The sequence below is a fragment of the Alteromonas sp. MMG017 genome (assembly GCF_018100795.1).
Taxonomy (GTDB): Bacteria; Pseudomonadota; Gammaproteobacteria; order Enterobacterales; family Alteromonadaceae; genus Alteromonas.
Genome location: NZ_JAGJDY010000015.1, coordinates 72669 through 97523 on the forward strand (window position 1 = coordinate 72669; position 24855 = coordinate 97523).

General features: G+C 41.6%; 21 protein-coding genes. 8 read left to right on the forward strand and 13 right to left on the reverse strand.

Translation table 11 applies throughout. The features are described 5' to 3' along the window. Window positions 1-44: 44 nt before the first annotated feature. Complete coding sequence (gene prsT, locus J8L84_RS18840; protein WP_211072034.1) at window positions 45-2831, forward strand: XrtA/PEP-CTERM system TPR-repeat protein PrsT; 2787 nt, start codon at window positions 45-47, stop codon at window positions 2829-2831. Window positions 2832-2868: 37 nt separating this feature from the next. Here the strand turns inward: prsT and J8L84_RS18845 are convergent, their stop codons facing one another. The 4 genes from J8L84_RS18845 to J8L84_RS18860 all read right to left on the reverse strand — a co-directional run bounded on the left by J8L84_RS18845 (window position 2869) and on the right by J8L84_RS18860 (window position 7598). After that, a complete protein-coding gene (locus J8L84_RS18845; protein ID WP_211072035.1) occupies window positions 2869-3411 on the reverse strand; it encodes a hypothetical protein in 543 nt (180 codons plus the stop codon). 26 nt (window positions 3412-3437) lie between these two features. Further along, window positions 3438-6446, reverse strand: coding sequence for a VWA domain-containing protein (locus J8L84_RS18850; RefSeq protein ID WP_211072036.1), 3009 nt, complete (start codon window positions 6444-6446; stop codon window positions 3438-3440). Window positions 6447-6581: 135 nt separating this feature from the next. After that, a complete protein-coding gene (locus tag J8L84_RS18855) occupies window positions 6582-6926 on the reverse strand; it encodes a hypothetical protein (RefSeq protein ID WP_211072037.1) in 345 nt (114 codons plus the stop codon). 36 nt (window positions 6927-6962) lie between these two features. After that, window positions 6963-7598: a PEP-CTERM sorting domain-containing protein gene (locus J8L84_RS18860; RefSeq protein WP_211072038.1), complete on the reverse strand. Its 636-nt coding sequence runs from the start codon at window positions 7596-7598 to the stop codon at window positions 6963-6965. A 697-nt stretch (window positions 7599-8295) separates the two neighbouring features. Here J8L84_RS18860 and J8L84_RS18865 point away from each other — a divergent pair. Then, window positions 8296-8514: a DUF2945 domain-containing protein gene (locus J8L84_RS18865; protein ID WP_211072039.1), complete on the forward strand. Its 219-nt coding sequence runs from the start codon at window positions 8296-8298 to the stop codon at window positions 8512-8514. Between the two features lie 26 nt (window positions 8515-8540). Further along, the gene (locus J8L84_RS18870) at window positions 8541-9140 is read left to right on the forward strand and encodes a DNA-3-methyladenine glycosylase (protein ID WP_247670882.1); all 600 of its coding nucleotides are present in this window, start codon (window positions 8541-8543) and stop codon (window positions 9138-9140) included. A gap of 108 nt (window positions 9141-9248) precedes the next feature. On the opposite strand, the gene J8L84_RS18875 is transcribed toward J8L84_RS18870, so the two are convergent. Beyond that, window positions 9249-9695 (reverse strand): DUF3010 family protein, encoded by a 447-nt coding sequence (locus tag J8L84_RS18875; RefSeq protein ID WP_211072040.1) that lies wholly within the window; start codon window positions 9693-9695, stop codon window positions 9249-9251. Between the two features lie 390 nt (window positions 9696-10085). On the opposite strand from J8L84_RS18875, the gene J8L84_RS18880 reads away from it, so the two are divergent. Further along, window positions 10086-11444: a hypothetical protein gene (locus J8L84_RS18880; RefSeq protein WP_211072041.1), complete on the forward strand. Its 1359-nt coding sequence runs from the start codon at window positions 10086-10088 to the stop codon at window positions 11442-11444. Window positions 11445-11474: 30 nt separating this feature from the next. On the opposite strand, the gene J8L84_RS18885 is transcribed toward J8L84_RS18880, so the two are convergent. Then, entirely contained in the window at window positions 11475-12827 is a 1353-nt protein-coding gene (locus J8L84_RS18885; protein WP_247670883.1) for an MATE family efflux transporter, read from the reverse strand. Between the two features lie 347 nt (window positions 12828-13174). Between J8L84_RS18885 and J8L84_RS18890 the strand changes: the two genes are divergently transcribed. Together J8L84_RS18890 and J8L84_RS18895 are read left to right on the forward strand one after the other, a co-directional pair. After that, window positions 13175-13342 carry a DUF1328 domain-containing protein gene (locus tag J8L84_RS18890; protein WP_211072042.1) on the forward strand — a complete coding sequence of 56 codons (168 nt, stop codon included), beginning with the start codon at window positions 13175-13177 and terminating at the stop codon, window positions 13340-13342. Between the two features lie 186 nt (window positions 13343-13528). Continuing rightward, on the forward strand, window positions 13529-13774 hold the full coding sequence (locus J8L84_RS18895) for a DUF4235 domain-containing protein (RefSeq protein ID WP_211072043.1): 246 nt from the start codon (window positions 13529-13531) through the stop codon (window positions 13772-13774). A 463-nt stretch (window positions 13775-14237) separates the two neighbouring features. Here J8L84_RS18895 and J8L84_RS18900 read toward each other — a convergent pair whose 3' ends face one another. Further along, on the reverse strand, window positions 14238-14873 hold the full coding sequence (locus J8L84_RS18900) for a hypothetical protein (RefSeq protein WP_211072044.1): 636 nt from the start codon (window positions 14871-14873) through the stop codon (window positions 14238-14240). After that, window positions 14873-17062 (reverse strand): molybdopterin-dependent oxidoreductase, encoded by a 2190-nt coding sequence (locus J8L84_RS18905; RefSeq protein ID WP_211072045.1) that lies wholly within the window; start codon window positions 17060-17062, stop codon window positions 14873-14875. Before J8L84_RS18905 ends, J8L84_RS18900 begins: the two co-directional genes overlap by 1 nt. Window positions 17063-17216: 154 nt before the next feature. Between J8L84_RS18905 and J8L84_RS18910 the strand changes: the two genes are divergently transcribed. Continuing rightward, window positions 17217-18215: an AraC family transcriptional regulator gene (locus J8L84_RS18910; protein WP_211072046.1), complete on the forward strand. Its 999-nt coding sequence runs from the start codon at window positions 17217-17219 to the stop codon at window positions 18213-18215. Window positions 18216-18270: 55 nt separating this feature from the next. Here the strand turns inward: J8L84_RS18910 and J8L84_RS18915 are convergent, their stop codons facing one another. The 3 genes from J8L84_RS18915 to J8L84_RS18925 form a co-directional block, all read right to left on the reverse strand. Next, window positions 18271-19794 (reverse strand): hypothetical protein, encoded by a 1524-nt coding sequence (locus J8L84_RS18915; RefSeq protein WP_211072047.1) that lies wholly within the window; start codon window positions 19792-19794, stop codon window positions 18271-18273. Continuing rightward, entirely contained in the window at window positions 19791-20723 is a 933-nt protein-coding gene (locus tag J8L84_RS18920) for a cytochrome c (protein WP_211072048.1), read from the reverse strand. Before J8L84_RS18920 ends, J8L84_RS18915 begins: the two co-directional genes overlap by 4 nt. A 200-nt stretch (window positions 20724-20923) precedes the next feature. Beyond that, a complete protein-coding gene (locus J8L84_RS18925; RefSeq protein WP_211072049.1) occupies window positions 20924-21952 on the reverse strand; it encodes a hypothetical protein in 1029 nt (342 codons plus the stop codon). 263 nt (window positions 21953-22215) lie between these two features. Between J8L84_RS18925 and J8L84_RS18930 the strand changes: the two genes are divergently transcribed. Beyond that, window positions 22216-22920: a transposase gene (locus J8L84_RS18930; protein ID WP_211072050.1), complete on the forward strand. Its 705-nt coding sequence runs from the start codon at window positions 22216-22218 to the stop codon at window positions 22918-22920. Window positions 22921-23231: 311 nt separating this feature from the next. Here J8L84_RS18930 and J8L84_RS18935 read toward each other — a convergent pair whose 3' ends face one another. Beyond that, a complete protein-coding gene (locus tag J8L84_RS18935; protein ID WP_211072051.1) occupies window positions 23232-23840 on the reverse strand; it encodes a hypothetical protein in 609 nt (202 codons plus the stop codon). Beyond that, window positions 23840-24841 (reverse strand): tetratricopeptide repeat protein, encoded by a 1002-nt coding sequence (locus J8L84_RS18940; protein WP_211072052.1) that lies wholly within the window; start codon window positions 24839-24841, stop codon window positions 23840-23842. Before J8L84_RS18940 ends, J8L84_RS18935 begins: the two co-directional genes overlap by 1 nt. Between the last annotated feature and the right edge of the window lie 14 nt (window positions 24842-24855).

Here is a 24855-nt window from a genome sequence, read left to right on the forward strand (position 1 = left end):
TTTTTCGTAAACTGAAATCCCTCTATAGGCCAAATGGTTGCTCCATGTATTTCAATCGTCTTGTCATCATCACATTAATACTTCTGCTGTTTTCCATATCGAGCAATGCCATTGAGGTTGAAGAGCAGTATTTTGAGTCTGCTTTAGAGTCTATGTCGCAAAAAGACTCGGAAAGCGCATATATTCATTTGAAGAATGCTCTTGCAGCCAATCCAAACCATGTGCCGTCGAAGATATTGATGGGAAAAATCCTTTATAAAAAAGGCTTTTTTGATGCTGCTTTACAAGAGTTATATGATGCAGAGCAGCTAGGGGCAGATAAAAACCTCACCGCTGTAACAATCGCGCGAGCGTTACTAGTGTTAAAAAGTTACTCACGTATTTTGAGTATCGATACTTCTAGCTTGAAGCAAGATATAGCATTTGAAGTGCTTCTTATTAAGAGCAGCGCGCAGCATCAGTCACCAAAACCCAAAGAAGCTATTAAGTATTTAGACCAAGCAAATAAATTCCAGCCCAATAGCTTACGCGTTTTACAAACTTATGCATCGCACTATCTTTACGTAGATGATTTTGAGAAAGCCAACTCTTATATCCATAAGGCAACGAATGAGTTTGGAGAAAACCCGCAAACACTTCATTTGCGTGGCCAGTTAGCCTATCGACAAGGTAATACACAAGAAGCGGTGAGTTTCTTAGAACGCGCTCACTCTTTGTCTGCTGAAAACCCTATTATCATGCGATCGTTGGCAAGTGCCTACATGGCTATAGACAGCAATGATGACGCACTAAAAATTGTACAAACAATAGTAGATCAAACCCCTGGGGACCCTTACGTCAAATTACTTTTAGGGCAACTTCGTGCCAAAAACAATCAAACCGACATAGCCAAGCAAGTATTTGATGAACTTTTAGCGGCACTTACTTTACTGCCTGAAGACATTATGCAAAGTAGCCAAGAGCTGCAATTTATCAATGCCTTTGCGTCGTACTTGAATGAAGATTATGAAAGCGCCGTAAAGGCCTTTTCTACTTACCTTGCTAATAATGATGACAGTGTAAAAGCGCTAGCCTTGTTAGCTGATACATTCATCAAGCTAGATACCTCGAAAGATGCCCTAACGCTATTAGATAGACGGCAAACCTTGGTTACTCGCAATATTCCGCTGACGGTGACCTTGTGTAATTTATATATTCAAAACAACCGTAGCTTTAAATGTGACAGGCTTATTGAACAAGCAGAATTCATTCATGGGCCACAAGCAACGTTCAGTTATGTACGTATGAACTCGTTAATAGAGCGCAGCCGCTTTGACGATGCCTTATTGGTATTTAACGAAACCTTTAGCGAAGCACAAGATGAGCAGCTAAAGCTGTTAGGCATTCAATTAAAAATGCAGACGTCATCATATCAAGCGGCTTTAGATGACATTAAAGACCTTTACGCCACGACTGAAGACATGAGTCGACTTAAGTTACTCGAAGCAAAAGTTCAGGATAGTTGGGGTAATTTAGAAGCGGCGAAAGCCATCACTCAAGAGGTTGTAAAACACACGCCCAACGCGCCGGGGGCTTTAATTTTACATACAGAAGTTTTGCTTAAATTGAATGAAGTTGACGAGGCGCTACTCATTGCTGAACAACTATTCCAACGCGAACCCAACCTTGCACATACGTTACTTTTAGGCGAGGCATTGGCGAAATCTAATAATATCGAAGCTGCGCTGTCACTACTGATAGCGGCCAAAAGGGATATAGCACAAAATACCCCCATCTCAGGCTTACTGTTAGAAATTTATGTCAATTCTCGACAGCATGAAAAAGCACTGTTAGAAGTGCGCGCACTGCTGAAGCAAAACAGACTAGATCAAACTGCATTGGTTGCAAAGGCTTCGCTTTTAACGGAAATCGGACAATATGAAAAAGCCAGGTTAGCGCTTAATGTTTTATATGGCCTTTGGAGCGATAACCCTAGGCTTTTGGTTAAGCTTAGTAAATTACAGATTAACGCAAATGATCTTACTGGCGCACGTACCTCGCTAAATGAGGCTAAAACTATTGCACCAGACAGCGTCACGGTAGCGTTAGAAGAAGCTAAACTTAACTTAAGGGCTAATCAGCTTGATGGTTTGGAAAAAGCAATTAACGCTATTCAGGTCAAAGCACCTAACAGCCCTGAAGTTTATCTATTAGCCGGCAACTTTTATAATGCGAAAAAAGATAAACAACAAGCGTTCAGTGCCTTTTCCCGTGCGTTTGAACTAGACCCTCATACTTCAATACACGCAGCTTCACTATTTCAAAGTGCGAGTAATGAAAGCATGTTTATAGCCTTTGAGGAACTTATGCTTCCTTACGTTAAGAAATATCCCAACGCCTATTTCCATAAAAGACTATTAGCAGATTTCTATTTAACCCAAGGTGAGCATGATAAAGCCAAGACGCTATATGAATTTTTATCAAAAATAGAAGCGCTTTTTGACAAAGCCACCGTCTTAAATAACCTTGCTTATCTCGAAACGAAACACGACCTACCAAAGGCGCTAATTTACGCTGAAGAGGCCTTATCCCTTTCACCAAATACACCACAAATTTTAGATACGTATGGTTGGATTTTGGCGCGTCAGGGATATTATACCGAGGCACTGCCTAACTTAAGGAAGGCTTACTCTTTCGATGCAGTCGACCCTAATATTATGTACCACCTAGGTTTCGTGCTATTGAAACAAGGAAAGCATCAGCAGGCTAAAGTTGAACTTGCAAATGCACTTGCGTCAGATTTACCTTTTGCAGATAAAGAAGAAGCCAGAGCTTTATTTAATTCTCTGTAAAGCATCATCATCCCCCCTTTATTGGTAGGCTACTGCTTTAGTTGGCTTGGCTTTCCCAGTAATAAGCCACACCAGATTCGCCATATGTAATCACTAGCACCCCGTGGGATTGTGAATGAGATATTTGACTAGTGCATCCTTCAACCATCCAGTAGCCACTTTTTGATGTAGTTGAAATGTTCGCTAAGCAAACAACAAATGAGGTGTCGGGTTTAGCCGTCTCGAAGATCCCTCGCGAATCGAGAGACGTCAGTGTCCACCCTTGCTGCGTTAACAGTGCGGAAGACACAGGCTGCTGTATTTTGGGTAAATCAAACGTCGAATTGTAGTTTTTGCCATAATCACTCCAAAATTTAGTGAGTGCTTCAGGGTCATTAATAATCACGATGTTTGCGTTTGAAAGGAATTGATTGGCCATAGAAGAAACATCGCTGACATGCTCAACTTTGCCTGAAAGTATAGAGGAAGAAGCAGAAAGGGTAGCTTCCTCTACGCGTATTTTTGTTTCTTCACTACATGCAAAGATGACAAATATAGCAATGAGGAAACCACCCTTTAAGTTCATTAACATGTCGGCCAACGCGTTACCACCTTAGCCGACCTGCACTAATTAACAGCACAGGCTGTACGGGTGCAAGCGAGTGTACAAAAACGTAAGTCAAGTGCATTAATAACACCGTCATCGTTCATGTCACATTTCGCACCACAACTGCTGCCATCAGTCGGCTTGCCTAGATCTTGTCTTAGCAACAGAATATCATTGCGGTCTACATCACCATCGTTATCCGCATCACCTTTAATTTGCTGCTGAATCAGGCTTACAGATATGGATATTGTATCTTGTGCGGACAAGCCACCTCCATCAGTGCAGTTCATAGTGATGATGTGTGTACCTTCGCGAAGTCGACGAATACCTGAAGCATTTATGCCAGTCCCTAATTCAGTTTGAATAGTTTCTCCGTTACCTAGGTTACCATCCAAGTTACTGCTCCATTGAATATTACTCACTGTACCCTCTTCGGTATCGTGAGTAAATACGCTTAGATTGATAGGCTGCACACCTACAAATGAGGCACCATTTACAGGAGAGGTTATCTGGCAAGACGGCGCTGTATTTGGCGTAGTAAAGATACCATCAGACTCATCAGTATCAGACAGAAAACCATCAGAAGCAATTACGCGTACCAGCCCCTGTGTTGTCTGACCCAGGTCAAAAAGAGATACGTTGAGCGTATTTCCTGAAAAGTCTGTTACCAATGTTTCCCACGTTGTGCCCGAATCTGGGCTGAACTGTACAGTGTGTGTAAGCACGTCAGAAGGGTCATCATCACTGCTAGTCCAAACAATATCCACATCAGGTGGGTTTAATATTTCTCCACCATTTGGGAAGGTAACTTCCACCACAGGGGCATTCTCACTTGCCGTTTGTGTTCCAACAACATCATTATTGGTTGCACGTCTGACAGTGATCGTAGAAATATCTAAAGAACTCATGATTGGCACTAACATAAGTGCTGTGCCATCGTCGGGCTGACCTGAGCCTCCACCAGTTTCACCGTCGCCTTCCAGCATCGCCGGTGTAAATAGCACTGAATCTATAATGTTACCCGATGAATCTTTAACTTCGAGGATATAGTCCGTTCCGTCTTGGTTAGGTGGGATCACTCCTGCTGGTAGCTCAAATGGTAGCGCAGGTAAGAACTGAATTGAGTAGTTATCCAAATCGATAATACCCCGAATCAACTTCCACTGAGTGAGACTCGCTACTTTTGTAGAAAAGCTTTTCACAGCAATTGGAGATGGCGCAATAAGGCTTGCCACTGAAAAGTTAGTGTTAATGTAAGAGCGGATACCTTCGTAACTGAAATCTGAAGGCCAGCGGAAACCACTACAATAGCTCATCATCGCAAAAGTTTTATTTGGGTCGACGACTGAATTACGTTGGCTATCCCAGCCATAAACCAACTTGTTATCGCCTGAACTCATTGGACCAATAGTTGCGCGCTGTGCTCCCGATACATTAAAGATATTCGGGAAATTGGGCGCGCTTGCTTCCGCAAATGAACCACAAGCTCCTTTTTCATAGGTTTGGGTTCCAAATACTTGTGTACCAACTAATGCCGCGTTTGAAGCATGGTGGCGCCCCATGGTATGAGCAATTTCGTGTCCGTGACGATTACGACCGTAGCTATTTCCATCTCGAATCACTCCCGCGGAAACTGATCCAGGAATACCGTTGGCTTTTCCGCCAGTGCCACTCCCGCTTGCTGTTAGAAGACTACCGGTTTGATCAACTGCGCCGTAATAAAGTCGTTCACATCCGTACAGATCCCAGCAAAAGTCTAAGAAACGCATGGACTCAAGACGGCTAAGCACATCATCTACCTTCGGATCGCCACTGGCGCCCATATCTAAGGTACCGGTAGTGCGGTCAATTTTAGATGTTGGGAAAGTGGCGAGTAAACGTTGTTCTAACTCGTTTAAGTCGGCATTACTTGGCTGGATTGTGGAACCCGACTTTTCATATTTCACTTTAACGAATTTCACTTCAAGCTCGGAGCCTTGGTTGAAGGTAACCGTAGACATACAATCATTTGCAGTTGGGCCTGCACTCTCCATACATTCAAGAGTGCCACCAACCGCCTCCAGCTCCAGTTCTACAGTGCCAGAGAGCCAAGAGTCAGGCAGTTGAAAATTCAGGCTGTCGCTCAAGATGTCGCGACGAGATAACGCATCAGGTTTAGCCACAATTGAGCCACCAGAGTTGCTGGCTGTTAATGGTGAACCTGGAAGATCTACTCCGCCTCGGGTGCCTTTCAATCGCGCGGTTGCTTTTACAGGGTCAGTACCGTCTTTGGGTTCAATGTAGGTTCTGACTAAGGTTTTCTTTTCCTCAATCAGCATCACTTTGTTATCCAAATCTTGAACAACTTGTGTAACTTCCATACCCACAAGTTTCAACGGTTCACCCATACAAAGTGAGCCAACGAAACCTGCGAACTCGGTAAAGCTCGTAACGACGAACACTGCTCCCCCGCCGAACACATGCGGTTCATAATTGTTAATCGCGTCATTCGCATCAAAGAAAGGTGGATCTTCTATAGCGATCACACTGAAACGGTCAAGACTAAAGTTAGCGCTTTGCGCATTACTTATTGCGCTTGGAACAGTAGCGCCTGTATTGCGATTACCATCGGTAGACAGACAGTAGCTTTGGAAATCATCCTCCAAGGCGCCCATTGAGATAAGATGACTTGTTGCGGTGTTTATTCCGTTACCAGGGCCTGTTGACCCACTAAACTGACTCATTGACTGAACGGCAGAAATTGCAGCTTGCGCGTCCGCTTCTGAGTCAATGAGACGATATGGGAACTCTAACCGCGTCGAGCTAGCAAACTGGACGACAGCGATCGAAACACTTCCGTCACGGGGTACAACAAGAGTATCTTGGATTGCAGCAACAATACCTTGTCTCTGAATATTCCAGTCACTACTGTTAATACTGCCGGAGCCATCAACAATAAAGACGAGGTCGGTTTTGGCGTTAGCAAATGTTGCCGCGCATATTGCGATCGCGATAAGCAGCGATTGGCAACACCGTTTAAATACATTCATGGTGATATCCTTATTTCTCTTTTGTCGGCACAATAGCCCCCAAGTCACACGAATCCATACTGTGTGTGGGTTGCTCGCACTTTTAGAACGGCTAAGACAAAGTAGACTGCGAGAACAGTGCCTATTAAACGCTATTTATTGATGCTCTACGACGGTACTGCCGTTAGCATCGACATAAGTTATCTTCCAACTTAGCGTGGGTGGTTCGTCTGCAGCCCACTGAAGATTGACGTATCTACCTTCCTGAGAACCGGCTGATAGGTCACCGTAGTTAAGTTGTGGGATTTCATCAAAGCTAGGTTCAATGATGACGTTATAGATGGGTTTGGTACCGATATTCTCTGCGAGTAAGTTGAATTCAACTTGGCTATTAGACTTAGCAATCACATCGAAGCTAAGGCCAATAGATTCGGCAGAGGCAGCTATAGTAACGCCGGACAACAACACTCCAGCAACGGTTTTAGTCACAAAATGTTTCATGATCATATTCCTTCATGAAAAAAGTCGCGTATGCCTTTATGACACACGGCGACGGCGATTGGTTGCGAAAAGCCCTGCAACCAAAGTGAGTATTAATGCTCCTGTAGCAGGCTCAGAAACAGTAGATGTTGCGTTAGTGACGCTGACGCTAGTGGTGTTTAATGCAGTAATATCAATCAATCCTGAACTATCTGAATTCGAGAAGCTAGATGTTAAGGTGTCGATAGTGAACCCCCCAGTACCCATGTTCATCGCTTGAAATGTAATAGAGAACATTGTGAAGCTTGCCGGCTGGTTAATATCTAAAAATGCGGGCGTTTCAAATGTTGAATCTAATACACCTACAATTCCCGGGGACACTAAAGGAGGTATAAGCTCTACAGGGCTGTTGAGTGATAAGCCCAAATTCGTACTGTAGTTAAAAACACTGACGAAGTTAAACAATGCATTATTAAACAATGCATCAACAAAGTAGGCCGATAGGCTTGGTGCACCGCCAGATGTTAAATCACTAATAACAAAATCGATGGTTACATTGTCGCCAACATTCAAGGTTGAAGAACTGGGTGTTAATGTAATGATGGCGGCATTAGCAGTTGTACTGAAACCTAATAGCAATACAAATGAAAGTACTGTTAAGCGGAGCTTGGACATGCTTTTTGAGATAGACATAGTTATTCCTTTTTTAACTAGTTATTCCGAGTTGCGCGTTAGGGCGATTGAGATAGCAGGCGGAGATTTAACCAAACTACAGTAGCATTCCGTCGCTAAATCCATTCAATAACCCGTTGCATATGTGCGCAATCCGCGAATACCTATGCATGACGCACGCCAATACGATTAATATTCAACCATGTGGCAGAATAAACTTCTTGAGTGAGGTACTCAAAATATGCTTATACAATTGTAATAAAAGGAAAAATACCGACAATGCTAATGAAAATTCACTAACGAGTTAAAAGCTTGCAAAGAAAATGTAAAAAGATAGTTACTCTTATAATTGGCATTTTACTAGTTATATTTGAGGATAAATGTCAGGCTTTTTTACGCACACAAGCCAATTCCCAAAAGCACACCAACACCTTAATTTTAATGAGTTTATTATCATTTAATATACTATGGCGACGTTAGTCTGATGTCGCAGTTCTTTACATTGGTGATCTAATAAATTCCTCTTCGGTCTTATCTATATGTGAAGTAATGAGTGCCCCGTTTGCTTAGTCTCGTGCCCCCACTCCCCTTTGTGAACTTTACCTACATATCACCGTTTAAAGCCCTGTACATAGATTAATTTTTAGCACCATGGTTTCGTTCTAGTGAATCTAATCTAGCACGTTAACCTTCAATACCATTTACACAGGGATTTAAAATGAAACATTATGCTGTTAACACAGAAGTAGAGTGGGAATGGGGAAAAGGAAGCGCCTCGGGCAATATTCGAAAGAAATATACAAGCGATGTTGAACGCACGATAAAAGGCTCGTCAGTGAAACGTAAGGCCAGCGAAAATGACCCGGCTTACCTTATTGAACAAGATGATGGTACTGAATTACTGAAATCGCATAGCGAACTTAAGAAAACGTCTTAACTTCTCTGCAGTTTATTGCACTCATTATGATGCCCCCTTCTTTTTTTACTCAAAGCAATGTTGTTAGCATAGCGAAGAATTTGCTAGGCAAGTACCTATACAGTGAAATGAATGGTGTACGTACCGGCGGCATTATTACAGAGACTGAGGCTTATTCTCATAGCAATGATTTAGCAATGCAACAGCATTTGCTGAGGCGCCCTTCTTCTGTAAAAACATTGAAGAGCAACGGCGGAATTGCGTATATTTATAACGTTTATGGCTGCCACAGTATGTTCAACATAGTAACAAATAGTGAGTCTTTTGCAGACTCTGTACTTATCCGGGCAATTGAGCCTACTGAAGGGCTTGAAGCCATGGCAAAAAGAAGGAATATGACTTCTGCCAACAAAAACCTCTGCTCTGGCCCCGCTAAACTAACCCAAGCGCTCGCGTTGACGCCCTCTCTTAATGCAACATCAGTAATGAATCAAAACGTGGTTTGGGTTCAAGATGAAGGTAATGATGATGGAAACAAAATATTAAGTGATGACATCACCTGTTCGCCGCGCATTGGTATAGACTACGCCGAAGATGACGCAACTTTACCATGGCGATTTACTCTGAAAAGGAAGGCGCCATTCTAGGAGCTGTAGCAGGAGCTTACGCAGACAAAGTAGCGCGCTTATTTCACCACCTTGTGACGCTTAAACCGGGCAAGGGTATTAATAGATAAACTACCCTGCCCCCTTAATTTACTCGTCTGTTTGCGAAGCGTAATGGTTCTGCATTAACCACGCATAGGCAGTAGTAAAAGCAGGCTCTTGAAACTGCTTCAAACCGGTTTCGGCAAAAGGCACTGCCATTGGGTTTCGGCGTAAAGATTCTTTAATATCAGTAGGGCTATATACCACAACGTTTAACCCCTCAATTAATTCAATAGCCGCTTCTAACTTAAAGCCAATAGAACTACCCGCAAATTTGCCTTTGCTTTGACGCTGGCGAATGATCACGGCATCAATTTGGTAGTCTGCGACAAGTTTAGCAAACGTACTTTGAAAACTTTTTAACCCTTTGGCACTGCTATCAGCTAACGTTAGCCGACGCGTACGACAGTCGGGAACATGAAACAGCCCATCTATCAGCGACAACAGACATACATTTGCTTCGTTACCTTTTAAATCTACACCACAGACTTTCATATCAATTCCTATTTACATTTATCAGCTATTATAACCTGTTTCACTGATAAAAATAGGAATGGGCTATTCGCAGTTAAGGGTAAACCGAAATACCGCCCACGAAATCCAACAGTGTATTATTCAAACTTAAAAAATGTACTTAAAATCGCCAATATTTATAACGACTATTTAATACTGTTTAAAAAAAGAGTTAATATTAAATAATACAAAAAATAATCAACAAAATGATTGCTTAACACGTGTTGCACTAAACCTAAAAAGTCAGAGCGCATTTTCCTTACCGTTGAGTAAGCAGGAAATGAATAAAAACAATTTTTAGTGCGCCGTGTAAGCGTATTTTATTGCCCTTTTTTGAGGGTGAAGGTGATTCAGTTACTGAAAGGAAAGCACATGCGTCGAAGTTTTAAATTTATTCTTTTTACCTTTCTACTACAGAGTGTTGTTCACGCTCAGGAAATAGAAAGAGACTACCATGAAAATGGTCAGCTTAGATTCGAAGGTATATCCGTAGTTGAGGAAGGCAATTTAATAGCAAACTACAAAGAGTACTTCGACACCGGTGAACTTAGTATGCATTTTGTCACCGCACCTGAAAAATGGGGTATGCATAACTACAAAATAGTAAATTACGTCGCTCCAGGTCTGCTGTCGACAAAACATACTATGGAGGACGGACAATTACTCGGAGATTTCGTATTTAACGATTATTTCTCAAACGGTGATTTAAAAACACGTATCTCAGGTTCGTCAACGTTAACGCAATTGACTTACAAGGAATATCACAGCAACGGAATTGTTAAGATTGATAGTATTGTAGAGTTTAATAACGAAGCCAAAGAGCTAGAGAGCTTTATGACCGACGCTTCTGACTTTGCTATGGAATACATTCACCAAGATACATCAGGTTCTTTAGTTGAGTATCATCCAAACGGTAATATCGCTTATAAAGGCAGTTTTAAGGATGGTGAAGAAGACGGAGAAATTCTATACCTAACGGCTCAGAATGAAATCGTACAAAAATACACGCTCAAGAATGGAAAAAAAGTGGGTTTAGGTGAGGTAAATACGTTTTATGATAATGGCCAACTCAAAACGCATACAGATACATTCAACGGACTAGAAAGCGGTTTGTATGTAAGGTTCCACGAAGATGGACAACTGGCAGTGCGTGGGTACTACTCTCAAGAAAACATCGACGGTACCGGCCTTGAAAGCTTCAGGAAAGGCATTTGGAGATATTATAAATACCACCCAAATGGTAGCTTAGCAGAAGAAACTACCTACATAAACGAGACCAAGTCAGGGAAATACCAAAAGCTTGATAGCACCGGCCAAGTTTTAGAAGCCGGAATTTATTTAGACGGTGAAATGGACGGCGTTTGGGAGTTATACGATGAAGAGCGCGGAAGAACAATATACGGAAAGTACGACAACGGGAAGTTACTAAAAGCATCTTTCAACCTTTTTAACACGATAAAAGTGAAAAATACGTGCAACGAAACCATATCTGTTCTTACGTTCATAGAGGACGATTGGCAAATTAACGGTTGGATAAACGTAGCGCCATACACAACAAAAACGGTTTTAGAAACCCAAGCCGATGCTTATTTCATTTATGTAGAATCTGATTCGTACCATTGGGCAGGCTCAATAGAAAGAATATATCAGGATGAAGAATATAAGTTTGATAAAGTTGCTCTAGAGGACGATTTTTACAGCAGTTCTACGCAACTTATTAGTTGTGACTGATGAAGCGATAAAGCGATGGGCGGCGTACATTTAAGCAGTACTGCCCCCTTCTTTTTTTACTTTGTTTATCTCCCATCTAGTATAGAAGAAGGCAAGTATGGCGCTTAGGATGACAACGGTAACGATGGTGTAAAACATAGACACCATGGGATAGCCCCACACCACAACCAGCATATAATTTATAAACGCGGGCACAACAAGTTGCCGAGCAATGCCTAAATACATAGGAAACATAGGTTTCTGCATGGCCTGTAGAATAGCCACACTTTGAAACAACACCACGTAAGCGTAAAAGGCTAACGTATCAATTCGAAGGTAGGTAACGCCTGTATTTTTAATGGCGCTGTCGCTTGTAAAAAGGCTCATCGCCAGCGGCGATAAAAAATACATAATAGGGATAGAGACTACCGCCATAAAGAAACCGATCAACAGTCCTTTACGGTAGGTTTCACCCACGCGCTCATAACGACCTACGCCCATATTTTGACCCGCAATAGCCATTACCGCGCTATTTAAGCCTAGTGCAGGTAGCAACAAAACCTGCTCTAAGCGCAGCCCAACGGTGTAACCAGCTACATGTTCACTTCCAAATTGCCCAATAAGCGCAACGGTAATAAACCCACCTAAAATGATGGTGAGCATGTTAAAGCTGGCGGGCAATATTTGTTTAAGTAGCTCTTGCCACCGCGCTTTATCAAAGGCTGGCATAACCGATATGTTCAATCGTTTCATGAGTACTCGAAACAGATAAAACGCGGTAGAAAACTTAATAACAACAGTAGCTAGCGCTATACCGCCTACCCCTAAATCGAGTACGAAAGTGAAGAATGGGTTGAGCCCAAAATTAGCAAAAAAGCCAATCATAAGTGCGTTTCGGTTAGATTTGGTATCTCCTAATGCCATTAATGCGCCTGCAGCACCGAAGGATAAAGTGAAGCCTACCGAACCTGCCAGCGTTACCCATAAATATTCCATAGCGAGAGGTTCAATGTGAGATTCGGCGCCAAGTAATACAACAAGAGGTCGCGCAGCAAAATAGCCCAAAACAAACGACAATGCGCTAAAGGCAATGGCAAGGCCGCTGATGTTATCAAGCCACCCTTTCACGTCGTGGGTCTCGCCTCTTCCTGCGCCAGGTGCAATCATTGCCGATGCCCCGGTTTGAATGCCAATACCAATAGATAACAGTAAGAAAAAGACACTGGATGCGATGGATAAGCCGGCAAGTGCATTATCTGACAAATAGCCAGCAAACCAAATATCGGTAAGGTTATACAATGTATTGAAGATCATGCCCGTTGAAGCCGGGATAGCAAGCCGCAGCATGTGAGCGACTATTGAGCCCTCCGTTAACGATGGTTCTGATTTGGTGACTTCTTGCATTACGCTTCTCCAGCTTAAACAAATACCAGTTACAACCTATCGATTTTTTACGCCCGCTAGAAAAATCGAGGGAGAGTACATCAAAAGATACGTGCGCAGAATAATGTACGCAGATGTCTTTATTCAGTACCAAGAAATTTTTACAATTTTTTCGTAATATCGTTAACGTTTTTCGCAAGTACTCTTATTCAGGCACCAAAAGATACGTTGCTTGTATATATACAACCAAGCTACAAGCCGCGTATTGACTGCTATTCAAACAATAAACTAAGAATTTTGTAAAGTAGGCCTATGCTTTGCATTTTTAATATTAAGTCACATTAACTCACAAACTGAAGGGATACATTATGTTACGTTGGGCTTTAATATTTTTAGTTATTGCATTAGTTGCAGCAGTATTAGGATTTGGTGGAATTGCTGGTTCAGCAGCCGGTATCGCTAAAATCATATTCGGTATTTTTGTCATCTTACTCATCATTTCAATTGTGATGAATATGGTTAGAGGCAAAAAATAGACAATCACCAATTTAACGATTGGTTTGAAGATTTATTTTGAGTCTGAATTAAACAGCCATTAGTCATTTGATTAATGGCTGTTTTTTTCAGGTACGTAAGTTCTCGAATATATTACTGTTTGCCCTTTGCGAGCCTAAAGCGCTGCATAGGAACAGCATCACCCTAAATATCCAATGGAGAAAATGATGAGTAATAAACAAATGATTACGAACGTTGGTATCGGACTTGCTGCGGCATCTGCAGGTATTCTTGCACGAAAAACGTTACAAAAGTCGTGGGAAAAGGTAAATAACGAACCTGCTCCTAAAGATAAGGGCAGCGAAAACACCGACCTTAAAGAGGCCGTCACTTGGGCGGTAGTGTCAGGCATTGGAGCGGGTATTGCTCGAATGGCCGTTCAGTATGCGCTTGATAAACGTCAATCTAAGTAATGATTTTGAAAAATAGAGGCAGAGTACTCATCACTAAGTGATGTACTCTGACTTTATTAATTTCAAATTTACAGAGCATTTTTAGGGGGAAGAAATATTCGTCCGCATTAGACAAAGTATTATCACTCGCATATTAAAAAAACGATGATTTGTTATTTCGCTATCCCGATAAAATTACACATCTTAAAAATAACTGATGATAACATTTGAAATATTAACCCTCTTAGTTGAGGAGGGTCGTCGTTTTGTGGATGAAAAGAAGCGACATATTAATCGACTTATCAATGCACTCAAGCAATGCTAACCACAGCCGCTAGACTAACCTCAGCCGCTAGACTAACCTCAGCCGCTAGAGTGGTCCAAACACAGAGACTCCCAGTTATTCATAGAGTTTGCGAAGTATTGACCTTCAAACTGGACAATTACCTTAAAAGCGGTCGTTCACTTTCTCTGCACAAAATATCTACTTGTTTTTTGTTTTTAGAATCACATACCCAAAGAAAATAGCAAAAAACAAATCATTTAAACCATAAATGCTGTAAAACAAACCAGATAAGAAATGTTGCTCATAGATTTCGTAAAGCAATTCGTTGTGGTTGAAAATCCAATTCACCCAGTGCAAAAAATAAAGGCCTTTTACCACTATAAAAGTGCCGACCATCAATTTATTGCTTGACCACGAGGATGCCATTGCCATATAGGCCACACCCCATAATAATATAATCATCAGACCAAAACTGGACATAACTTGAGAGTCATAGGTTTGAATTATATTGTGAGTGAAAAATAGGGTGCCCAGTAATACACCTACAAAGTTCATTAAGCCTGCAATTACAAACCCTGCCCCTATCCAGTTATAACTGAGATTAATATGTGGCTTGTTGTTTACATCGAGTGTGCACTTATTATCTTGGCTATAATCAAGGTGGTCGATAGAATTTTCCTCATGTAAAAAACCTAAAGCGTCTGAACCGTACCGCCGCACATTTAGCCAAGCAACAAATGTAGCTAGGTACTGTAAAAACTTACTATTGTGTTGTTGAGTGGTAAACCCAGCTATTTTCATCATGACTTCGGCTTTCTTTGCTTTCCAACTCATCACTGAATTCCACTTTTTAAGTTTTTGATGGGAGGTTGTTCAGAGCTAAGATAAATTTTGCAAGGCACACCTTTTAGATGTGGAATGCCTTGTTCCCGATCTAGGTAGTCATCAGTATCAGGAATAACAACGGCATCGTTATGATCAACGTTGTAATCAGCACCTTCTTCTGGCAGCCACCAACCATGAGGGACTCTAATCAAACCTTCTGGTACATCCTCTCTTGGCGTCACTAGCATTTGTATCTTGCCGTTGATGGTTTCAATAGTGGCCCATTGGTTTGCCTCGAGTTTGAATTTCTCAATATCATTAGGGTGAATAAAGGTTCTGGGAAAGGGATTCTTCACCCGTAATTTAGAGTTATGCCTTTGTCCTGACTGAAAAAATTGTGGCTCGCGCAGCCCTACAAACAACTTCAGGGGATATTCTTCACTCGTTTCAATGTTGCGATAGTAAGGCAAAGGGTCACACCCCAACTCCTCTAACACAGATGAATACAACTCCACTTTACCACTTGGAGTGGCAAAACCAGTATTGCGGTAGTTATAATATTGGTAGTCAAAAAGTTTTAATTTGTACTTGGCCTTAAATTCGTTAAAAGTCATTCCCATGGGAGCTAATCGGTGGTCAAAAAGATCTTCAACAGAATTCCAAGTGAAGTGCTGCCCCATTCCCATTCGTTCAGCCAGCCCTTTCCAAAAATCATACACATTACGACATTCACCCGGAGGTTGATAAAGTTGCTCTGAAGTCATCACTAAACTTGCCCAGTTATATGCATCCATCAAATTGGGTCGCTCCATCCAACTATCACCGGGTAATACGTAATCGCACAATTGGGCAGTCGGTGTCATAAACTGTTCAAAGCAGACATTTAAATCCTGATTAAGCATTGCTTGCTTGATAAGTGGCTGATTTCCATATCCCATTAAAGCGTTATTAGCGATGGCAAAAAAGGCTTTTACCGGGTAAGGATCGCCATACGCCATAGCCCTAAATGTAGGCGAAGGTACTGCCATGTGAGTGCCTTTAACTAAGTTAGGGTATTCGAGACCAAAAACGCGCAAACTATGTGCTTTTAGTTTATCCGCGGCTTTGAAAGTAAAGGCTGGATATTGGTCGTAGCCCAATTGTTTTTGCTTTTGTTCTTCAGATAACAGTTCGGTGAGTTCAAGTTCCGCCTCTGACAATATACCTGTACCCGGGTGCATCAACATTTCACCGCCGGGTGCGTCCAAATTACCAGTGATAGCCCTCAGAATGGAGATTGCTCTAATTGCAGAGGTACTGCTTACTTGCTGATCGGTAATCGGAGACCAAGGAATAATAGCGCCATCTGAGGTAGCATAAAGTCTGGCCGCTTCTCTAATCGATTCAATAGGCACACCGGTAATATTACTCACTTTTTCCAGTGAAAAATCGTCATTTACACGTTGTTCTAATTCATCAAAACCAACTGTGTAGTTACTAACAAAATCTTTATCGTAAAGCTGTTCAGTTATGATGACATTAATCCAACCCATGCACATCGCAATGTCAGTGCCGGGTTTTATCGGTAAATAGATATCAGCTTTGTCTGCATTCGGACTTCGTCTTGGATCCATGACGATAAGCTTTGCACCGCGCTTTTGGGCAAGTCGTTGTCGAATGTATTCAAATACCCAAGACTGGCTATTGGTATTGTGGCCCATCAACACAATACAGTTAGTATTTTCAAAATCTGGAAACGGCATCCAACCATAAGTCAGGCGATTAACGGCAGCGGTATTACCCAAACACAATGCAACAGGAGATAGATAATTGGGGCTGCCTAGTAGGTTCATAAATCGGCGAGTCATACCTGATTCAGTGCTGCAATTCCACGGGCCACTCGTAACGGCTAATGCTTCTGGTCCATACTTATTTACCACCGTTTTAAGTTTGGCAGAAATTTCATCTAACGCTTGCTCCCAAGAGATTTCTAGCCATTTATTTTCACCTCGTTGACCAGAGCGTTTCAGTGGTCTTTTCAATCTGCTGGGATGCTCAAAAGTGCTTTGTGACAATTGTCCTTTTGTGCAAATTGCGCCGGGTGCCAACGGGTTAGCTTTATCTCCAGACAATTTAAAGTCTGTATCGCCCTCTCTGCGTTTAGCGACTAACTGGCAAGAAATGTCGCAGGTTGCACATAGCACATGTTTTGTTTCCATGCTTGCTCCAGAACCACTTTGATTGATTAATTAATTTTCCAGCTATGGAAACTAGCATTAAAATCTGACAATATTTATCATTAAGGGCCATGTATTTATCAAATGAGGCCATGGGAATTACCACAGTGTTTGGGCTAAAAATCTGGAGCAGGAAATGACTAAATTGCATCATGGACCCTATGTATTGAGCAGTTTTTTAGATCAATTCCCTGAATTAGTGATGGCGCGAGGGGCAAACTTGGCGACCCTCAGTAAAGCGGCTGATATTCCGCTCCCCCTGCTAACAGGCAGGCACCAACTTATTCCCTTTGATAATTTTATTGGTATTTTAGAGGTTGCAGCAGAATCCTTAGACTATCCTGAAATAGCTATAGATTTGGCAGGGCGTCAAACTTTAAACTCAATTGGTCCTATGTCACGACTGTTAGTTGATTGCACATCATTGAAAGAAGCGTACGCAAAAATCCTTGAATATTTCCGCCTGCTTGTATTTGGGTTTGATATTCGATTAATAGAGACCTCTGATTGTTTAGAGTTGGCATTCGATATCAATATGCCAACTCTCATTAATAGGCAACAATTTCAAAATTATCTATTGGCTAGCACAGTCTGCGTAACACGCCGCTTGGTCGGTGAAAAATTTCCTCTTAGAGGGTGCTTTTATTCACGCAGTGAGCCTGACTTAAATCAACAAAAAAAACATGCAGCATTCTTTGGATGTCCAATTGCTTTTGACGCGCCGACTGTAAAATTGACTATGGATAGTGCAATACTGCATCGCCAAATTGATAAATCAATAATTTCAAACAGCTTAAATGCCAGTAACTTTGTTAAATCAGTCAACCTTGAGGAAGCAATATCCAATATTTTTGTGTCTACTTTACCGACCGGTTATTCAGACCTAGCCACTGTTGCCAGTAGCTTGGGTTATTCAACCAGAACCCTTAAACGAAGGCTTGCCGAGCGATCTCTTTCCTTCAGTTCAATACTAGACTCAATTAGGCTTTCGCAGGCTAACCAGTATTTGCAAAGTACCTGCTATCAACTTTCTGATATTGCCGTACTTTTGGGATATAAAAACCAGAGTGCTTTTACTAGAGCTTATATAAGACTTTGCGGGATAACACCCAGTGAATATAGAGATAGGTTCTAGAGAATAAGGGGTCAGAGTACTTTAAACAAATTAAGTACTCTGACCCCTTTATTTTTCATTCTACACGTTTAATCAGGTTGTACCGTAAAACAGTGCCCATTAGAGGTTTACCGTTCACGCTAACCATTTCACCTAGGTCTATAGTGTAAAGTCTATTCTCGGCAAGGCTGTCCAAGGTAATAAAAAGCTGCTTTCTCGATTTACCTAAAGTGAGTTTGGCTGGAACTACATTAGTTACATCCACCTTTTCTGAGCCGTATTTAGCGTGATAGTGATAGGTATGATGCGTTATTGAAACAGAATCTGGCATAGCCTCGATGGGCTCATTAGCGGTAATTTGAAACCCGTCTTTGTGAAGCGTTACACTTTCAATAAGAAAAGGCTTTTTTTTCTTAGTAATTTTGAGCAAGCCCTCTCCACCAGCCCAATTCATGTGTACTTTGCCGACCCACAATGCGCCATCTGAAGAGAAGTCCATCGTGTAATTTCCAATGCCAAGCGTGTTGCCCGCTATAAAAGGAATTAATGTTCCTTGCAATGTTCCGTCAATTTCATCGGGTAAATATCGAATGAGATGATTTTTGTTCATATCGCCTAAGAGCATTTCTCCCTCTGGAAGACCAAAAAGAGATTTAGCGATAGTTTTAACCGGTTTCGTTGGTGAATTCGCCAACTCTCCATGAGGAAACAATGCCGCTGCGGGTTTGCGCAACGACAATAAATCTGACGCTTCTATTTCAGAATGTGGCTTTTGCCAACCTTTTTTCCAATGCAAAGAAGCTGGATGCCCTGCAAAATCTCCCTCGCTGACATGATGCAAAGGGCTTGTTCCTATCCAGTCACCCTGATTATCAGTTACCCATAGGCGCCCGTTATCATCGAATCCCATTCCAGCTGGCGACCGAAACCCTGAAGCAAAAGGCGTAACCTCACCGTCAGGCGCTATCTTCATTACCCACCCTCGGTAAGGCGCACAAGAAAACATGCGAGTTACCTTCTTCCGATACCCTTGTTTCCATTTTTCAAAGTCATGCCACTGCTGCATCTTGTCTTTAGGAGGACATAAATCACTGTATTCCCCCCTTATATACTCAAAAACTCCATTAAAATTAGATGCTACATTTAGCGCAACAAATATATTTCCTTCAGTGTCAACCACCGGACCAAACGCAAATTCGTGGTAGTTTCCCGTCATTCCAAAATCATCGTATACCGTCTGATACTGATCTGCCTTACCATCATTATCAGTGTCAATTATCCGCGTAAGCTCAGGCTTTTGAATGACTAAAAATTGTCCCGGCTTCTCCTCTACAATACCAAGTGGCATATGCAGCCCCGACGCAAACACGTCCCATCTTTCAGACTCCGGATCATAGATAATCACGTCCCCGTGCATCACAGTAAGCGCTAGTCGGCCGTCTTTCATTGCCGTTAAACCACCGACCTGAGGGTCAATTTCAATTGGGTAATCAACCCGCTCAATGGCGTAGTAGTCATACCAAACTGCTTTTACCATTGCGGAAAACATAAGGTGGGAAAGAAGCACCACCAGTAGCGATGCGGATAAAAGGGTATTCATAATTCCACCTCAATGCTGAAGCTCGACACTTGCTCAGGGGACAAGTGAACGTTATCGTCAGCTAGAGCTTTTCCATTTAGGCGTATTGAAGATGGAGACGAATGGACAAGAGTAAGTACTACATCTTGTTTTACGCCTGTTATTGTAAACTCACGAACGAACGTTCTTTCATTACTCCCTAAGTGAATACGTTCTTTTACTTCAACGTTGCCGACCTGATAATGAAACTCGGGCTCCCCCTTAATCAATTGATATCCTTTGAACATAATCTCCTTATTATCAACAAACGAAAATAAAACGTCGCTTTTTTCTGTATACATTATGGCTTTCGCATTTTCCTCTCGTCTTTTTTCTCCGTCAAAATCAGCGCCAGTGGAGTACGCATAGCGCAATTTTGCTATGGTGGTATCCCATACCACTGTTAATTCAGAATTTAGAGCAATAGCTATTGATGCTGGGCTAGTGAAAGGCAGATAACGTCTCACCACCCGAGGATAAGGTCGCTGTGGCGGCTTGTAAGGTGCGAATTTAGGTTTTTCCCCTTCTTGTTTTTGGTCCTTACTCACATCTAAAATGTAAAGCTGAATAGCTGCAAGCGTATCGTTGTCCAAATAGGTAATCGCAGGCATTTGGATCATATCAGGGTTTTTCTTACCCGGACTTTTCACCCATGCTAAAAATGCCTCCCGTTTAATCTCTGGGTAACGATCGCTAATATAAACTAACGATGGACCTGTACTATTTTGCTTTAGATCGTGACAGGCGCCGCAATTTTCTTTAAATGCCGCCTCGCCCATATCAATGGCGTAAACGTTAACAGACAAAGTCATGAGCAACAGTACAAAACCGATTGTGCAAATACTATTGCTGCCCATCATGAGAGAACTCAAGTTGTATCCTCTTTTGTTTACATCCATATTCGTTTTCATTGTGTTCCCACTGCAAAATCATGAAGACTTCAAGACCGAAATACATGAACCTGAATTCACTACTCAGTTATTCTGATAACAGTATTTGTTAGGCATTCATTCGTTTATTCTAATTGCTTGCGATTCTGTGCTTAGCAGTTCGGGCTTACCAACTCTATTCCCCGAGCCTGAAACGGTCCGAAACCCGCTACCTGCCAACGCTATCTTGGCATTACCGAATCTCCCAGAAAGCGGCGGAATTTTTGAGGGTTACCGTGTTCATCTCCCTTAAGCAGAAAAAACACCATCCCAGCATCAGACAAGTCAGCTTTATTTTTAGGGTTGTGCTGCATTCGCTCCCACAACCAACGTAACGAAGGGTCGTCGTGTGTTCTAAGCCATTCAAAGGGTTCAAATGATTTTGAGCACCATAGCGTTGTAGGTTTGTCACACCCGTTCTGATCTATAATTCTTTTGTAATGGATGCGGTTACCACTTAGCAGCAATACATCTGACATTGTATGATGCGCTTTTCTTCTCAAATGGTTGTCGTTGTACCCACTATGAGAAATAACATATACATAAGAAAGTGACGCAATCTTTTCTATATCGATTACGCGTGCAACGGCTTGGTAAAGAAATTCTGAAGGGCCCATATTGATAAAATACAGAGGGTCGTGTTCACTAGATTTCGCAATCTCGCGTGCCAGATGTTCAATTGCCCTATCTGTATTTTTCGACACATCGAAGAACTTTGATTTAGGAAAGTTCCACCACTCAATTGCACCAGTGACAGAGTCTGCCATGTAATTTGTTTCGTTGGTATGCGGTGGTGCCTCAATGAAGTTATTGAAGGAATAATGGACCAACTTATCTTGCAACTCTTCTTTGGCAAGCATTGCTAGTGTTGCGGCTGTACCTGCCCAATCATCCTCGTCAGCTCGCGGCCAACGTGCTTCAGTGTGATGATCAGCTTGATTGTTACCATCTGCACTAATTGCTATTCGTTCACCGTTGTACTGGAATCCCTCCGTAATAAACGCAGATACAACTTTAACGCTGCCATCGTGAGTAAATACGGAAGAAAGTGAACTGGTTGATTCAAACCCGTAAAGGCTAACTTCATTGTCTAGCGTATCGGCAAGAACCCATGCACTGTTGACACAAAGTACTGTGCTAAAGACAGCTACTGCGCTGCGCTGGAACATAGGAAGTATTATAGATTGAAGACGGGTTATGCAGCGAAACATAAATAGAGGGGCCAGAAATCGTACGCGTTATAAATATAAAGTTAGACTACTCCCCAACCACTACACAGTCAATATTTCACAAACAGATTGTTAACATTAAAACCTAGAAAAAATGGGGTCAGAGTACTTTTATTTTGTATAAATGCCTACCGTCCCAACTTTTCATCACTGTCTTTTAGATTAGTTTTAACTGGTACAGGGTTGTAGCTAAAGCTGAATTTATCCATCGTGATAAATAACAATCCAATATGGCAGATTTAGAGATGGCCAGGAAAAGACGACTAGCACCAGCAGGCTTTGCACAACACGTTATTCAAAGAGGCAATAACCGGTCAATTTGTTTTGCCTGTGAAAGTGACTACATTGCTTACATCCACTGGTTGAAGAAATTTTCTTTACAATTTGATGTTAGCATTCATGCATGGGTGCTAATGACTAATCATACCCACCTCCTTTGCACCCCTAAATATGATAACCGCGGTGTGAGCGCTATGATGCAGTCTTTAGGGCGCATGTATGTTAGGTACTTTAACCAAAAATACAAGCGGACTGGAACCTTGTGGGAAGGTAGATTTACCTCTAGCTTGGTAGATTCAGAAGAATATCTGCTTACCGTATACAGGTACATTGAACTCAACCCTGTAAGGGCGAAAATGGTGTTAGACCCAGCGGAATATAAATGGTCTAGCTACCCAACAAATGCGTTAGGGGTAAAATCGACACTATGCAGTGCCCACAGAGTATATTTATCTTTAGGGAAAACTGAAACTGAGCGCATGAAAGCCTACCGTGCACTTTTCGAAACTGAAATCTCCCAAACACGTATTGGCAATATTCAATACTGTTCAAAAAAAGAGTTAGTATTAGGTAACAATAAATTTAAACAACAAATTGAAAACCTAACCGGAATCGCCCTAAAAAACGAAAAATTAGGGCGCCCCCCAAAAATGAGGGCTAAGAATTTTTGAGGGATAATGTACTCTGACCCCTTTATTAGTAATGCTCATCAGGCAGCAGTGGTAAGAAAAAATGCATTGTCGCCATCAGCTAGTCCTTCAAAAAATGGTAAAAAATGGGGTCAGAGTACTTTTAAACGAATTAAGTACTCTGACCCCTTTATTAGCGGCAGCGTCTATGTACTTCAGGGGGCTGGAACAGATGCAGCGATAGATTTTCGTGATTTTGAGTTGCTGCGAATGGGCTACAGCCCGCAGCAAATTTCAAAATTTAACTCTGTTAGCATTTCAACTTGGCAGTAAGATTTTCAGTTAAGGAGCTGCTAGGCCCTTTCTGCACTAAATGAGTTAGCAATTATATAGCTTTTACCGATTTCAAAGGACTTGAGAGAGGGATACTCTTTGAACTCATTGCCATTCCACTTTTTAGGATTTCCAGTCGAAATTACGCTGAGTACTATCGGATATTCCTTAAGTTTCACAACTAACTCTTCCATAACTGGTTTTGGAAAATTTCCTAGTTTGCCACTAGTTTCAGAAACTATTCCATTAACATCAGGCTTCAAATTCAAAAACCGCTGTAAATAGGTTATGTTACCAAAAATTTTGGCGCAGATGCTTGTCAGAATGCCCAAAAGCTCACCCGGATTACATTCATTCTTAGAAAAGAAAATATCAAATCGTTCCGCTTTGTACGGGTATAACCTTGGCGAATTGGCTGTTAACAGTAAAGCCTCTGAACCATCTGAAGAAATCAGCTCTTCCACAGTTCCAAGACATTCTACTTCCCATAGTTGAGGATGATCATCGTCGTGCATTTTTACAGACAACGTAACCCTTAAGTCATCAGCATACCAATCGGCATCCACAATTCTTATCCAGCCTTCTGCTTCATCAAAATGTGCGCCAATAGCACTTAGAAGTTCTTCCATTAGATAGCATCATCCTTTGGGTTACCATGTGTCTGACAGCCGAATAGTAAGCAACCACAGTGTTCATTAAACAATGTGAGGTTAGTATTGGGTTTACCAACTTCAAATTTAGACTTGAGGCCAGCACGCACATTGATTTCGTCTCGTAATTCTTCGATACGTTCTAACTTTTCAGTTTCCGTATAATCTTCCCAATCCTCGTGATCATTCTCTAGCTCAATGATCCACTCTTTTCTTTCTTCAATTAAAGAATAAATTGTTTCATTAAAAAGTTGAGGATTGACTTTGTACAATGAATAGCCCAGTTCAGGCCAATCAGATAAATCGATTCCATCAAGCCCTAACTCAATGACAAGTTCTGTTGCTTTGTCATATTGTCCCATTTCAGCGTAAACAGAAGCGATCTCATAGCTACAAATTACATCTAGAAACTCATTACTAATGTTTTTAACTAACAAGGCTAATTGGTCTTCCGTTTCTGAATAGTTCTTTAACGCTAAGTTCGTTACGGCTAAGTTATATAAGGAAATATTTTCGTTATCACTCAAGTTAGACGCTTTTAGGAAGCAATACTTTGCTTCGTCATATTTGCCCAGATAAAAATATGCGACACCGATATTGTTAACTATATCTCTTGAATTTGATTTAGCCTCAGCCAGCTTTAGATACTTTAGCGCTTCTTCGTAATTTTCTAAATTTAATTGAATGTAACCGACTTGGTTGTAAGGAAAATGGGATGATGGGTGAAGAGCTAAACATTCGTTTAATATTTGTAATGAACGTTCCGCATTGCCATATTCAAAATAAAGTTGCCAAGCTAGATTGTTTGTAGTTTTAACAGTCTTTTTAGTGTTATACGCCCGCTCAAATAACTTTAGGTCTTCATCATCACTTACCCATTCTGGATTTTGATAATAAGCCATTGCAACATCATTGATTAAATCCAAGTCGTTAGGTGCGTTCTCCAATTTTGAGAGAAGTGCTTTTAATTGTGCTGACATTATTTTTCAAGCCA